We start from the raw sequence: 12,766 nt of genomic DNA, 5'->3' as shown, positions 1-12,766 counted from the left end.
GACATGAACACTCAGCACGGCACCGGACACGGGATGCGGATCGAGATGGTGGGCGGCCCCACCGCGATCCTGGAGACCGGCGGGGTACGCCTGATCACGGACCCCACCTTCGACCCGCCCCAGGAGTACTCCCTCGGAGCGGGCCGGGTGCTCGCCAAGACCGCGCCGTCCGCCCTCGGTCCCGACGAGGTCGGCCCGGTCGACGCCGTCCTCCTCTCCCACGACCAGCATGTCGACAACCTCGACCTGTCGGGGCGCGCGTACCTGGAGCGTGTGCCGCTCGTGCTGACGACGGCGATCGCCACGGAGCGGCTGGGCGGAGCGTGCCGGACCGTCGAGCTGTGGGAGCACGTCGACCTGCCGCGCCCCGACGGCCGGACGCTGCGGGTCACCCGGGTCCCGGCGCTGCACGGCCCCGAGGGGACCGAGCACCTCGTCGGGGAGGTCGCCGGCTTCGTCCTGTCCGGGGTGGACGTCCCCACGGTGTACGTCAGCGGTGACAACGCCTCGCTCGACCGCGTGCGCGCCGTAGCGGAGCGCTTCGGCAAGTTCGACGTGGCCGTGCTGTTCGCCGGCGCCGCGCGGACCGCGCTGATCGACGGCGTCCTCACCCTCACCGGCGCCCAGGCGGTGGAGGCGACGCGCATCCTGGACGCGACGCACGTGGTGCCCGTGCACTTCCACATGTGGCGGCACTTCAGCGAGGGCGCGCCAGAGCTGGCCAAGGCCTTCGCCGACGCGGGGCTCAGGGACCGCCTGACCCTGCTCTCCCCCGGCGAGAGCACCCTCGTAGCCGGGACGTCCGCCGGCTGAACGCGACCCCGCGGCGCCTGCGGGGACACACCGCCCCACGAGGCGCCGCCCGCACATCGGGTTGCCCGGCCGGGCTCGGGGGCGCCGCGGGGGCGACCCGGGCCGGGCGCATGCCGGACGGCGGCCAGGCGCGCCTGGACCCCGGGGTTCCGGCAGGCCGGCCGTCGGCGCCCTGCCGCGGCCGGCGAGCCGGCAACGGGCTAGGAGAGCTGCCGCTTCACCTCGGCCGAGATCAGCTCCAGGTGGTCCAGGTCCGAGAGGTCCAGGATCTGGAGGTAGAACCGCTCGGAGCCGACCGCCGCGTACTCCCCCATCCTCTCGACCACCTCGGCCGGGGTCCCGGCCAGGCCGTTGGCCTTGAGCTCGGGTACCTCGCGGCCGATGGCGGCGGCCCGGCGGGCGACCTCCGCGTCGTCCTTGCCGACGCAGGCGACCAGGGCGTTGGAGTAGACGAGGTCGCCGGCCGCGCGCCCGGCCTGCTCGGTGGCGGCCCTGACCCGGCCGAACTGCTGCTCGGAGTCCTCGATCGAGGCGAACGGCATGTTGAACTCGTCGGCGTACCGGGCGGCGAGCGCCGGGGTGCGCGTCGGGCCGTGGCCGCCGATGATCACGGGCACCTTGGCCTGGGCGGGCTTGGGGAGCGCCGGGGAGTCGGCGAGCCGGTAGTACGTGCCGTCGTAGTCGAAGGTCTTGCCGGGCTCCGTGGCCCACAGGCCGGTGACGATCGCGAGCTGCTCCTCCAGCCGTGCGATCTTCTCCTTGGGGAACGGGATGCCGTACGCCGTGTGCTCTTCCTCGTACCAGCCGGCGCCCAGGCCGAACTCGATCCGGCCGCCCGACATCTGGTCCACCTGGGCCACCTGGATGGCCAGGACGCCGGGCAGGCGGAAGGTGCCGGCCGTCATCAGGGTGCCGAGCTTGATCCTGCTGGTCTCGCGGGCCAGCCCGGCCAGGGTGATCCAGGCGTCGGTCGGGCCGGGCAGCCCGTCGGTGGAGCCCATCCGCAGGTAGTGGTCCGAGCGGAAGAACGCGTCGAACCCGAGGTCCTCGGTCGCCTTGGCCACGCTCAGAAGGGTGTCGTAGTCAGCGCCCTGCTGGGGTTCCGTGAAAATTCGAAGATCCATGCCCCCATCTTGCACGCCGTTGCCATGGCCGCCGCACGCTCCTCCCTCGGAGCCGACCAGGAGCCACCGGCCGAGCCAAGGGCCACCGATCTGCCACCGGCCGGCGACCACCTTCCACCGGCCCGACGAACTCCACGAGACTGATCACGGCGAGCAGGGGTCTTTGCCTCAGCCCTTCACCGTTGCAGCAGGCCGGTCCGGTAGACGAACTCTCCGTCGCCGTTGACGGCGTACCACCAGGAGGAAGCGAAGCTGCTCCTTGGTGAACTTCCAGGGGACCGGCTGGTCGTCGGTCGACCCCTCGCCGTTCAGGTGCTCGGCGCACCAGCCGGCGATCTGCCGGCCGAGCGTGCGCTTCGGCAGGAGCCAGGAGCCGTCCGCTGCGTGGATCCAGGTGGGGCCCGTGGAATTCGGGCTCCAGTGGCTCGATTTCTCCTCGGTGAGTTGTGCAGCATCCACGGCTCACCTCCAGGACTCCCAAGGGGGTAGGCGGGGAACTAAACTCAAGTTGCCGAAGGGGCCTTGTAGTTCGAGAAGGAGATCGTCGCTGGGTGACATAACGGCCCGGCCTAGGGGGGCAGGGCCGCGCTGCGCGGCAGTCGCGCAGTGCCCTGCCGATCTCCACTCGAAAGGAGCTACATGGAACTGGCAGGCTGGGTAACTGTCGGAACAGCGGCCATCGTTGGGTGCTTCACTGTTGTGGGGCATCTCTTTGATCAGGTTCCGACCCTGTCCCAAAAAGTGATCACTGCGATTCGCTCTGTTCGCGCGGTGCGCGATGAAGTGAAGGCCGATCGCAAATGATCAACCGGTCGCGCTGAGCCCCCCTTAGCGCTCGGTGCGGCCGGTACTACAACCCCAGGTCCTTCTTGTAGTCGGCGATGGCCACCACCGCGGCAGAGGCCGATTCGTCCGGGGGTTCTTGCAGCTCGATGCGGACGCGGCGCTGATCGCCCGCAGCGACGAGTAGGTGCTGGAACGCGGAGTAGCTGGTCTGGAGCATCTGACCCGACCGCTTGCCGACTTCTTGCAGTACAACAGGTCCTCGCACAGGGAGTAGGCGAAGGCCCAGTCGGAGTCCTGGTAGAAGTCGGCTTGGCCGGAGTCCTTCAGCGAGTCCCACAGCCGGCGCGCAATCGGGGTGCCGGTTCCCGTCCGCGTTCGGGACCTTCACCGGTCGCATCACGCCCTTGGTCACGGACTGCTGATCGCCGCCCTTGCGCTCGCGGGGGCGAGCCAGGTCGGCCTCTCGGTTGGGTACAGGGCCAGGCATCCGGCTCACCTCCTCTAGCTGACCGCCACACGACTCTCAGACGGTCACAGGGCGGCCGTCGGCCCACAGGGCGTCCACATGCCCGGCGAAGCGGTCGTACAGGCCGTCATCCGTGAGCCGGCGAAGGTGGAGCATGGGCGATTCACGGCCCAGGAGAGACGGCAGATGCGGCGTGACCAACATCTGATCATCGAAGGTGAACACGGACAACGCGATGTGCTGGTCACTGAAACGAGCCTGGACCCCGGCGTCGTTCGGGATCTTCGACAGTTCGTCCAGCGTGATCCGGATGCGCGTGGTCACGGCGAGGGGGACGGCCTCCACGACCTCCCGGTTCCTGGTGACCTCGGAGTCCGGGTCGCCCACGAGGAACTGGACGGTGCACCCCTCCCGGAGACGGACTGCAATCCACACATGACTGCGCAAGCGCTGGCCAGGTCTTGCAGAGCCTGGCGGACCTGCACGACGAGGAACTACCGCTCGCCGCCCGGCCGGTGCCTACCCCGCCTTCACGGCGCGCCCGCCGAATCGGGCTCCGGGAGGCTCTCCTCCCGGGCCGCGAGCTTGCGGAGCATCTCGACGACCCTGTCCCGGGCCTCGTCGGCCGCGTCGATGGCCTCCATGCACTGCCAGTAGATGCCGTCCTCCTCGGCCGAGCATGCGATGCCGACGAGGGCGATCGCCAGCTCGCCGAGCATCACGCCGAGTTCCAGGAGGGTGTGCCGGGCGTCCCCTATCTCGGAGAGATGGCTGGCGCGGATCTCCTCGACCTTGAAGGCCGGCGTACCGAGGGCTCCGCATCCCCTGCCGCCGACTTCGCTGAGCCCCAGCGCCTCACCCCGCAGCTCTGGTGGCCCCCCGACCGCCAGCCTGCTGCCGATGGCCTGCGATAGGGCCTGTACCTGCCAGGCCTCGGCCATGATGTCCGGGACCTCTTGGCTCTGTGCCAGTGCGCGCCTGCCCAATCCGATGAGCTGCACCGCGTCCATCCGCCGTCCCCGTCTTCCTGGAGGTCTTCCTCGTCACCGTGCCTCGCGCGGCTCTTCAACTCCTACCTGCGTCCCACTACTAAGAGTGAAGCCCCTTGGGACGAAAAGCCAGAGGAAACCCGAAATCTGTGGACAGAAAATCCAATGTTGATAAGGTAGTAACTCCGGAGAGTGACGAAGCCCGGGGATGTGGCACCGCGTTGACGGCCCATCGGCTTACGAATCACCGCGAGGTGGGGCGGAATCACGCGGCACGGGAAATCTCCGTTCATTGCGGTCGATCTTGGCGTCGAGTGCATGGAGGGCGTCGATCCCCAGCACCTCGCAGAGTTGCAGCAGATAGGCGAGGACGTCCGCGACCTCGTCCCTGACGCGGTGCGCCGTCCCGGGGTCGTCCATCACCCGCGCCGACTCCTCGGGCGTCAGCCACTGGAAGATCTCAACGAGTTCGGAGGCCTCCACGCTCAGCGCGGAGACCAGGTTCTTGGGGGTGTGGTAGGGCTCCCAGCGGCGCGCCGCGGCGAAGTCCGCGAGCCGGCGCTGGAGGGATGCCACATCGAGAGGGCGCGGGCCGGGCCCGGAGGAGGTGTCCGTCACGGCTTCAGGTGTACCACCGCGGCCGAGGCGGACTCCCGGGCGGCGGTGGGGGTGTGCACGGCCGCCAGCAGCCTGATGTGGCCGCGTGCGCACATCTCGTCGGCGAGGCGCGCGAGTTCACGGGTCTGGGTCTCGTCGAGGCACCGGTCGAGGCCGTCGGCGAGGACGGTGAGGGTCTGGTAGGCGTCGGGCACCTCGGCGGCGGGGTCCACCGCGAGGACACCCGGCCCGGTGAGCAGCACCAGGGCGAGGGCGACATAGCGGAGCTCGCCGTCGGCGAGGCGCTCCAGCGGAGTGGCGACGCCGCCGTCACGTACCAGCTCGGCGCGGACGGTGCCGTCGTCGAGCCGCCGGGCGAGCAGGTCGTGCACCGGCCCGGCGCAGCCCGCACGGACGGCCGCGACCAGCCGGGCGTGCCGGCGTCCGCACTCCCTGCGGGTGCGGCCCAGCACCTCGGCGAGGTTGCCGCAGTCGCTCAGCAGCCGGCCACCGGCCGGCGGGGAGGGTGCGCGCATCCGCTCCGGGCCGGGGTCGCAGGCGAAGACCGAGCGCAGGGCGACCACCAGTTGCTCCGCGGCCGCGAGCACCTGCCGCTGCGCCGCGGTGCGCCCGGCCACCCGCAGCGGCAGCAGCGGGGTGCCCAGCCGGTCGTCCGGGAACGGGTCGCAGGTCACCGGCGCGGGCCCGCCGGTGTGCCAGGCGGCCGCGAGCACGCTGCGCGACGGGGCGCTCAGCCCCGTGCGGAGCAGCGTCACGCCGTCGGCCGTGAGGCGTTCGCCGACGATGCGGAGGACGGGTTCCGCCTGGACGGCGAGGTCGAGCCGGACGGAGCCCGCCGGGCCTTCCGCGGTGCAGCCGATCCGGAAGCCCCGCGGGCCGGGCCCGGTCCAGGCCCGCTCCGGCACGCAGGCCGCCGCGTCGGGGAACGCCTCCGCGAGCGGGGCGCCCCCGCCGAGCCCCGCGAGCGCCCCCACGGCCCGCAGCACGGTGGACTTCCCGCTGCCGCTGGGCCCCGCGAGCAGCGTCACCGGAGACAGCCGTACGGCGGTCTTCCGGTGCCCCGCGAAGGCGGCGAGCCTCAGCTCGGTGAGCATCGGCCGCAGGGTCTCGGAGGGACGCCGGGCGGCCGGGACGACGGCAGGCGCGGCAGGGGCGCGGCCGGCACTGCCGGATGCCGCGTGGCGAACGACGGGTGCGGTCATGCCAGGACCGTAGGGAGCAGATGATCGGATGAACCGTTCCTCTGCCCGCACTTCCTTCGATCGGGGGACGCGGCGAACGCTTCGCTGACGGCCGGCCGGTGCGGTGTCGCGTTCCCGGTCTCGGCCGGCAGCGGGATGGCGGGCGCGGTCTCAGCCGGCCGCGCCGGTCACCAGACCCTTCACCTCGGTGCCGGGCGGCGCCAGCAGGAAGACGTTCCGGTCGACCCGGTGCATCCCGCTGCCGAGGCCGAAGACCACCCCGCTGCTGAAGTCCAGGACCCGCTTGGCGACGTCCGTCTCCGCGCCGGTCAGGTCGAGCAGCACCGGCACCTGCGCCATCAGGGTCTCCGCGACCTCGCGGGCGTCGGCGAAGACGTTGACCCGCAGCACCACGAAGCGGCGGCGGGCCTGCGTCTCGGCCTCGGCCGCGGGGGTCGCCGGGCGGCCGGGCCAGGTCGGCCAGGCCTCGCCGCTGCGCAGCGGCACGACCTCGGCGAGCCCTTCCCACTGTTCATCGGTGGCGTCGTGACCGCTCACTGCCCCACCCCGTCCCGCTACGCACTCGCTGTCTCCCGCTCACCGGCCAATTGTTACGCGTCCTCACTCGATCGGCCCAACAGCGACACGGCCTCGCCGGGCACGCGAAACGGCCACCGGCACGGACGCACCCGCGTCCGTGCCGGTGGCCGGTGAGATCCGAAGGCGGTCTGCAGCGCCGATCGGCGCGAATCCGGGCGAGGTGCCCGCTGCCGGAGGCGGGTCGGAGGGCCGGGGCCGAGGGTCCGGGACGCGGGCCCGCGCGAGGCCTGGGCCGTGTCCGGCGGCTCTTCGTGGGCCCGCGGCTCCCCCACTGCCTAGTCCTCGGTCGTCGGCCTCGTCCGGCCGACTTCCAGTTCCTCCCCCAGCTGAGCGCGGGCGTGGAGCGTGTCGCTGATGAAGAGGTCGTAGACGAGGACGCCGACCAGGCCGCCCACCAGCGGGCCGACGATCGGGATCCACCAGTACGCGCTGAAGGCGCCCGGCATGTTGCCTGGGAAGGCCAGACTGCTCCAGCCCTCCGCATACGCCAGCAGACGCGGGCCGAAGTCGCGTGCCGGGTTGATGGCGTACCCGGCGTTGGCACCGTACGAGATGCCGATGGCGGCCACGACGAGGCCGACGAGCAGCGGCCCCAAGTTGGCCTTGACGGCGGTGTTCCGCAGGTCGATGAGGGCGACGATGAAGAGCACCAGGAACGCGGTGCCCACGATCTGGTCGACCAGCGGTCCCCAGATCCCGCCGTGGAAGTAGGGGGCGGGGAAGGTCGCGAAGATCGAGAAGGTCTGGAGGGTGTGCCCGTCGGTCTTCGGCGCCTTGATCGTTGAGTCGAAGGCGTGGATGGCGCTGTGGTACACCGCGTACACCAGGGCCGCCCCGCTGAAGGCGCCTGCCACCTGGGCGGCCCAGTAGGGAATCACCTTGGCCCAGGAGAACTTGCGGCGTGCCGCGAGTGCCAGGGTCACCGCGGGGTTGATGTGCGCGCCGCTCACGCCGCCGGCGACATAGACGGCGAAGGTGACGGCGAAGGCCCATCCCCAGGTGACGAGCAGCCAGTCGCCCGTTCCCAGGAAGAAGGTGGTGGGCCCTTCCGTACGTCCCGATCCGGGCAGCGCGGCGACGGCCATCGCCACCACACCGTCACCGAACGAGATGAGGATGAGCGTGCCCAGGAACTCTGCGAGGAGTTCACCCAGGAGTCCGCCCCGCGCCTTGAGCCCTGCGCCTTTGGTGAGGGGCGAGATTTCTACGGCCATACCGCCTCCCAGATAAGGGAACTCATCCCGTGGTAACGCGGCCCCTTGGGCCCCGCAACCGCAGCCGGGCCCCTGCGAACGCGCTCGTGGCAAGCTTCTGACCCCCAGTCGACCGGGCGCCGCACCGCCCTCGCGAGCCGCGCCGCGCCCCCGGATCCGCCGGCCCCGGCACACCCGTACGGGGGTGGCGAAGGCCGGACTCCGGCAGCCGGCAGCCGACGGCCGACAGAGCACCCTGCGGGTGCGCATGCGGCGAAGCCCCCCTGCCGTTCGGCCCCCGGAACGCCCGGAGGGGCGCTTTCCGGCTGCTCTCCACCGGATGCCCCGGAACCCTGGCGGACGCGCGTAGAAGCGAGCATGATGGGCGTGCTCCACCTGCACTGCCGACGCATCTGTCCCACCCGGCACATGCAGGAGGTCTCGCCGACGAGGCAGCCCCGTACCGCTCCCGCGCCTGCACCGCGCGCGGCACGGAGTTGTCATGAACATGAAATATCGACGAAACCTCCGAAGCCGGTGCGCGGCCGCCACCCCGGACCGGGATGGCGGCCGTGTGCGCCGCATGCCGTGTGCCGGTCCACGATCAGTCCACTACGGCCCGCCCCGGTAGGCGGCTCCCAAACGGACCGGGTGTCGAGGGCGGACCGCTCCACAGTGAAGGGAAGCGACATGGCTTGCGGATCGACCAGCCTCTGGGCCGGTGAGAGCACCTGGTTCTGCTGCGGCAGCGCCTGGGGCCCCTGCGGCAGCGCCGGAACCGGTGCCTGCGGCACCTGCCAGTCCAGCAAGGCGCAGGCCGCCTGGCCCAACGCCTCGCAATCGTGCTTCGACATCACCCGGCCCGACCTGTGCGGCGAGAGCATCCCGAGACGCGGCTGCGGCTCGGTGATGAACGTCAGACACCAGTGCTCGGGGGCCACGGTGTGCGTGACCGTCTCCGACTGCGGCCCGCGCACCAAGAGCTTCTGCGGCGAGGCCACCTGCTGCAACGGCGCCTGCCGCACCAACCGCGTGATCGACCTGACCCCGGCGGCCTTCTCGGCGATCGGGAACCTCGATTCCGGCATGCTGCCCGTCTACATCTACGAGTGACGCGAGACGTGAGGAGGAGAACCGAGATGCGTGCCAGACACCAGCACGGACAGCAGGGCGAGCAGGGCCGGACCGACGGCCGGAGCGGTTTCGGCCGGCGGCGCTTCCTCACCACGGCGGCCCTCGGGGGCGCCACCATCGTGGGGGCCTCGGCGCTCGGCGGGCTCGACGCGGAGGCCGCGTTCGCGGAGCCGATGCCGTCGCTCGATCCGGCGATCGCCAAGTCGTCGTTCGCGGAAGGGCGCGTCAGCCGTATCAACGGCAGCGTCCTGGAGGTCCAGGGCTCCTACGGGGAGCAGCACCTCATCCAGCTCACCAACGCCACCAGCGTCTGGAAGCTGACGCCCACCACCGCCGACGCCGTCAAGCCCGGCGACGGCCTGTACGCCCGCGGTGTCGACATGCCCGACGGCACCATCGCGGCCGACGCGGTCTGGGTGAACATCGTCAACATCCTCTGCACCATCCGGGGGATCGCGAAGGACCGCCTGCACCTGTCGCACGGCCGGCACGCGGTGGTGGGGCACGTCCACACCAGCCACACCACGGCGTCCTACCTGGGCGGTGCGCAGACCTCGGACCTGTCACGGCTGCGGATCGGCCAGTCGGCGCAGATCCTGGGCGCCTGGCGGCCCGAGGACGACGGCATCGACATCTCCCGGGTGACCGCGGGCCACTGAGGGAGGACCGATGATCTCACTCGTGTGCACCCTGGCGCCGCTGGCGTGCGGCGCCCTGCTGGCCGTCACGGGCGCGGGCAAGCTGTTCGGGCGCCGGGTGGCGCAGCAGGCCGCAGGCACCGTGCTCGTGCGGGTCCTGGGCGACGGCCGGCGCGCCGCCCTCGCCCTGCGCACCGTCGGCGCGGCCGAACTGGCCGTGGCGGCGGCACTCCTCGCGGTCCCGCAGGCGGTGGCCCCGGGCGCCGGGGCGGCCGTGCTCGGCGCCGGCTTCCTCGGCTACCTGGGGTACGCCAAGGCGACGGCGCCCGAGTCGTCGTGCGGCTGCACGGCCCGGGACGAGGGGCCGATCGGGTGGCAGGCCTTCGCGCGTGCCGGTCTCGTGGTGGTGCTCGGCCTTGCGGCATGCACCGCGGACGGGACCTGGTGGGCGCGGATCGCCGGGCGTCCGGTGGCTTCCGTGGCCTTCGTACTGCTGGCCGCGGCCGTCCTGGTGGCGCTCTCGGACGGCGTGGACCGGCTGTGGCTGCTGCCACTGCGCCGGATGCGGCTGGAGGTCCTCGGCCACCCGCTGGCGGGCGGCGCGGCCGAGGTGCCGGTGGCGGCGACCGTGGAACTGCTGGAACGCTCGCTCGCCTGGCAGGCCGCCGCGCCGGTGGTCCGTTCGGGCCTGCTCGACCACTGGGACGACGACGGCTGGCGCATCCTGCGGTACGCGGGTGTGCACGAGGGCGGGCGGGGGGCGCGGCCGGTGAACGTGCTGTTCGCGCTCGACCTCGCGGCGACCGTCGACAACGCCCCGCGGCCCGCCGTACGGGTCACCGTGGTCGACGACACGACCGACGAGGTGGTGCAGGTCGCGCTGCCCGCCGCCGCACCGCGCACCCTCCTTCCGCTGGCGGATCCGGCCTGACCGGGCCGCCGTGACCGGCCCTGCGCCGGCCCTCGCGGGCGGCCCCGGCGACCCGCGAGGGAAACCGACCGGCGCGGAAGACCGACCCGCGCGGGAAACCCGATGCGGGCCGGGGACGGCGTCCGGAGCAGAGGAAGGAAACGGTCCAGGGCCGGCCCCCTTGGGGGCCGGCCCTGGATTCATGTGCCGAGCCCGTACCGCCGGTGCCGCCGCGTCAGAGCCGCGGCACCGGCGGACGGGTCAGAGCGCGGAGTTCGCGTGCGACCGGCGGCGGCGGATAACCGCCACACCGGCACCCGCGGCCACCAGCGCGACGGCCGCCGCGGTACCGGCGACGGCGCCCGTGGAGACACCGCCGTCGCTGCCGTCGGCGGACAGCGCCACCTCACCGCCGGTGTACTGCTGGGCGTCCACGGTCTTCTCGCTCACCGTGGAGAAGTGGTTCGGGATCCTGCCGATCGACTGGATCGAGCCGTCGTCCTTCAGGAGCACCTGCTGGTTGTTCGAGTGGCGGAAGTCGAACAGGCCGTTCAGGGAGCCCGCCTTCGCGTCGAACGAGGCGTCGCCGACGCGGCCGGTGTGCCAGTTGTCCTCGACGAACTTCAGGATCGAGGACTGGGTGGTCACGGCGTGGTCGACGTGGTTGACCTTGCTGTAGGGCGAGACGACGACGAGCGGCTGGCGCGGGCCGGGGCCGCAGCGGTCCAAGTAGCCGCCCGCGGCGGCCGGGCCCGACTGGCAGGCAGGGCTGTCGGCGGGGTTGCCGTGCGAGTCCGGCGTGGTGTCCTTCGAGCCGTTCTGCGGCTTGGCCATGACGTGGTCGTACCAGCCGTCCGAGTCGTCGTAGGCGAGGACGACAGCGGTGTCCTTCCACTGCGGCGACTTCTGGATCTTGTTGATCTCGTTCGTCACGAAGTGCTGCTCGTCGACCGGGTCGGAGTAGCCCGCGTGGCCGTCCTGGTACTCGGCCGCCTTCAGGTAGCTGACCGACGGGAGGTTGCCGGTCTTGAGGGCGGCGTCGAAGTCCGTCAGGTCGTACTGGTGGTTGGCCTGGCCGGAGTGCCCGATCTCCTTGACGCTCTTCGGCGGCAGGTGGTGCGGGTTCGCCGTCGACTTGTAGTACTGGAAGGGCTGGTGGTGCGGGCTGTAGTCCTCGGACGCGGCGCCGCTCACGTTGGCGTGCGTCACGGAGGCGCAGGTGGCGTAGTGGCCCTGCTGGCCGTCCCAGGCCTTGCCGGGGCGGAAGCCGCCCTGGAACCAGCCCCAGCTGACGTTCTTCTGGTTCAGCAGGTCACCGATGTTCTTGCCCTGCATGACGCCGAGCGGGCTGGTGGCCGTGTGGTCCTTGTCGGAGCAGTCGTCGTACGCCGGGTCGGGGTCGTTGACCATGGTGCCCACGCCCTTGGCGTCGGGCGACACGACGGTGTACGGGTCGGGCTTGTCCGTCTGCTTCGGGTTCTCGCTGCCGGTCGCCGGGTCCGTCGAGATGATGCCGTGCGTCTGGCCCGAGATCAGGCTGACGGCGCCGGGGCTGGAGGGACCGTACACGTCGCTGAAGGAGCGGTCGCTCATCGCGTAGTGCTGAGCGTAGTTCCACATGCCGGTGACGGTGTTGCCGTCGTAGTAGTCCATCACCAGACCGGGCTCGCCGAAGAGGTTGCCCGAGCACTTGCCCGAGTCGGTGTTCTCGACGAACTTGTCCGCCTTGCCGCCGTTGTAGGCGTACTGCTCGGGCGTGTAGCTGTGGTTCTGGTCGCAGGTGACGGCCTGCTCCTGGCTGAGGCGCTTGGGCAGGTACTGGTTGGGGTTCTTCTTCAGCAGACCCGCGTTCGCCAGGTTGTCGATGTCCCTCGGCGTGTGCTTCGACGCCGTGAAGGGCGTGCCGTCCGTGTTGGCGGCCTTCGGGTACGTGGCGAAGTAGTGGTCGAAGGAGATGTTCTCACCGAAGATGACCACGACGTGCTTGATGGGTGTGGCCGTCCCCCCGTCGTGGTGCCCACCGTGGTTCTGCCCCGTCGCGAGGGCGGGGGCGGTGGCACCGAAGACGCTCAGCGCGGCCGCACCGGTCAGCGCTGCCGCCCGCACCGCCCAGCGGTGCGCTCGTAGAGGTCGTCTTGCGTTCTTGGCCATGCGTTCGACATCCTTCGCTGCTTTTGAACATATATCCGGGGAGTGGCTACGGTCCGGAGTCTCAGCCTGGTCCACGACAGTGCGGCGGACCTTTCATGACGGCCTGGTGAAGCGCGGGTCATGAGTTGTCCAGCACGACTTGGCCATTCCTTGACTCTCCTTG

Annotated in this window: 15 protein-coding genes; 5 read left to right on the top strand and 10 right to left on the bottom strand. The window is 71.3% G+C overall.

Annotated elements, in window-relative coordinates; translation table 11 throughout:
- The first annotated feature begins 3 nt into the window (after positions 1–3).
- Complete coding sequence (locus tag Sm713_RS30650; protein ID WP_249416798.1) at positions 4–813, top strand: MBL fold metallo-hydrolase; 810 nt, start codon at positions 4–6, stop codon at positions 811–813.
- A gap of 200 nt (positions 814–1,013) precedes the next feature.
- On the opposite strand, the gene Sm713_RS30645 is transcribed toward Sm713_RS30650, so the two are convergent.
- Together Sm713_RS30645 and Sm713_RS30640 are read right to left on the bottom strand one after the other, a co-directional pair.
- The gene (locus Sm713_RS30645; protein ID WP_212913226.1) at positions 1,014–1,937 is read right to left on the bottom strand and encodes an LLM class F420-dependent oxidoreductase; all 924 of its coding nucleotides are present in this window, start codon (positions 1,935–1,937) and stop codon (positions 1,014–1,016) included.
- A gap of 168 nt (positions 1,938–2,105) precedes the next feature.
- Complete coding sequence (locus Sm713_RS30640) at positions 2,106–2,396, bottom strand: hypothetical protein (RefSeq protein ID WP_212913225.1); 291 nt, start codon at positions 2,394–2,396, stop codon at positions 2,106–2,108.
- Positions 2,397–2,576: 180 nt separating this feature from the next.
- On the opposite strand from Sm713_RS30640, the gene Sm713_RS30635 reads away from it, so the two are divergent.
- Entirely contained in the window at positions 2,577–2,741 is a 165-nt protein-coding gene (locus Sm713_RS30635; RefSeq protein ID WP_212913224.1) for a hypothetical protein, read from the top strand.
- Positions 2,742–2,787: 46 nt separating this feature from the next.
- Here the strand turns inward: Sm713_RS30635 and Sm713_RS40845 are convergent, their stop codons facing one another.
- From Sm713_RS40845 to Sm713_RS30600, 7 genes are all read right to left on the bottom strand, one after another.
- Positions 2,788–2,988 (bottom strand): hypothetical protein, encoded by a 201-nt coding sequence (locus Sm713_RS40845; RefSeq protein ID WP_249416797.1) that lies wholly within the window; start codon positions 2,986–2,988, stop codon positions 2,788–2,790.
- 258 nt (positions 2,989–3,246) lie between these two features.
- The gene (locus tag Sm713_RS30625) at positions 3,247–3,534 is read right to left on the bottom strand and encodes a hypothetical protein (protein WP_249416796.1); all 288 of its coding nucleotides are present in this window, start codon (positions 3,532–3,534) and stop codon (positions 3,247–3,249) included.
- Positions 3,535–3,719: 185 nt separating this feature from the next.
- On the bottom strand, positions 3,720–4,199 hold the full coding sequence (locus Sm713_RS30620) for a DUF6099 family protein (RefSeq protein ID WP_212913223.1): 480 nt from the start codon (positions 4,197–4,199) through the stop codon (positions 3,720–3,722).
- A 216-nt stretch (positions 4,200–4,415) separates the two neighbouring features.
- Positions 4,416–4,796, bottom strand: a complete 381-nt coding sequence (locus tag Sm713_RS30615) for a nucleotide pyrophosphohydrolase (protein ID WP_212913222.1) — start codon at positions 4,794–4,796, stop codon at positions 4,416–4,418.
- Positions 4,793–5,998, bottom strand: a complete 1,206-nt coding sequence (locus Sm713_RS30610) for an AAA family ATPase (RefSeq protein WP_212913221.1) — start codon at positions 5,996–5,998, stop codon at positions 4,793–4,795. The genes Sm713_RS30615 and Sm713_RS30610 overlap by 4 nt, the downstream gene beginning before the upstream one ends.
- Positions 5,999–6,148: 150 nt before the next feature.
- Complete coding sequence (locus Sm713_RS30605) at positions 6,149–6,535, bottom strand: cell division protein SepF (protein ID WP_212913220.1); 387 nt, start codon at positions 6,533–6,535, stop codon at positions 6,149–6,151.
- 317 nt (positions 6,536–6,852) lie between these two features.
- Complete coding sequence (locus tag Sm713_RS30600) at positions 6,853–7,791, bottom strand: MIP/aquaporin family protein (protein WP_212913219.1); 939 nt, start codon at positions 7,789–7,791, stop codon at positions 6,853–6,855.
- 669 nt (positions 7,792–8,460) lie between these two features.
- On the opposite strand from Sm713_RS30600, the gene Sm713_RS30595 reads away from it, so the two are divergent.
- The 3 genes from Sm713_RS30595 to Sm713_RS30585 are packed head-to-tail and all read left to right on the top strand — an operon-like array spanning position 8,461 to position 10,473.
- Positions 8,461–8,883 (top strand): hypothetical protein, encoded by a 423-nt coding sequence (locus Sm713_RS30595; protein WP_212913218.1) that lies wholly within the window; start codon positions 8,461–8,463, stop codon positions 8,881–8,883.
- A gap of 26 nt (positions 8,884–8,909) precedes the next feature.
- Positions 8,910–9,563 (top strand): cell wall protein, encoded by a 654-nt coding sequence (locus Sm713_RS30590; protein ID WP_249416795.1) that lies wholly within the window; start codon positions 8,910–8,912, stop codon positions 9,561–9,563.
- 10 nt (positions 9,564–9,573) lie between these two features.
- Positions 9,574–10,473: a MauE/DoxX family redox-associated membrane protein gene (locus Sm713_RS30585; RefSeq protein ID WP_212913217.1), complete on the top strand. Its 900-nt coding sequence runs from the start codon at positions 9,574–9,576 to the stop codon at positions 10,471–10,473.
- A 240-nt stretch (positions 10,474–10,713) separates the two neighbouring features.
- On the opposite strand, the gene Sm713_RS30580 is transcribed toward Sm713_RS30585, so the two are convergent.
- Positions 10,714–12,603: a phospholipase C gene (locus Sm713_RS30580; protein ID WP_212913216.1), complete on the bottom strand. Its 1,890-nt coding sequence runs from the start codon at positions 12,601–12,603 to the stop codon at positions 10,714–10,716.
- Positions 12,604–12,766 lie beyond the last annotated feature (163 nt).

The organism is Streptomyces sp. TS71-3 (genome assembly GCF_018327685.1).
Taxonomy (GTDB): domain Bacteria; phylum Actinomycetota; class Actinomycetes; order Streptomycetales; family Streptomycetaceae; genus Streptomyces.
The sequence above is the reverse complement of the archived record's forward strand: the minus strand, read 5'-3'. Positions and strand labels throughout refer to the sequence as shown.

Coding starts and splice junctions, on each gene's coding strand:
- Sm713_RS30635 (WP_212913224.1), top strand. CDS start 2,577: ATGGAACTGGCAGGCTGGGTAACTGTCGGAACAGCGGCCATCGTTGGG.
- Sm713_RS30590 (WP_249416795.1), top strand. CDS start 8,910: ATGCGTGCCAGACACCAGCACGGACAGCAGGGCGAGCAGGGCCGGACC.
- Sm713_RS30645 (WP_212913226.1), bottom strand. CDS start 1,937: ATGGATCTTCGAATTTTCACGGAACCCCAGCAGGGCGCTGACTACGAC.
- Sm713_RS30620 (WP_212913223.1), bottom strand. CDS start 4,199: ATGGACGCGGTGCAGCTCATCGGATTGGGCAGGCGCGCACTGGCACAG.
- Sm713_RS30610 (WP_212913221.1), bottom strand. CDS start 5,998: ATGACCGCACCCGTCGTTCGCCACGCGGCATCCGGCAGTGCCGGCCGC.
- Sm713_RS30650 (WP_249416798.1), top strand. CDS start 4: ATGAACACTCAGCACGGCACCGGACACGGGATGCGGATCGAGATGGTG.
- Sm713_RS30600 (WP_212913219.1), bottom strand. CDS start 7,791: ATGGCCGTAGAAATCTCGCCCCTCACCAAAGGCGCAGGGCTCAAGGCG.
- Sm713_RS30595 (WP_212913218.1), top strand. CDS start 8,461: ATGGCTTGCGGATCGACCAGCCTCTGGGCCGGTGAGAGCACCTGGTTC.
- Sm713_RS30585 (WP_212913217.1), top strand. CDS start 9,574: ATGATCTCACTCGTGTGCACCCTGGCGCCGCTGGCGTGCGGCGCCCTG.
- Sm713_RS30580 (WP_212913216.1), bottom strand. CDS start 12,603: ATGGCCAAGAACGCAAGACGACCTCTACGAGCGCACCGCTGGGCGGTG.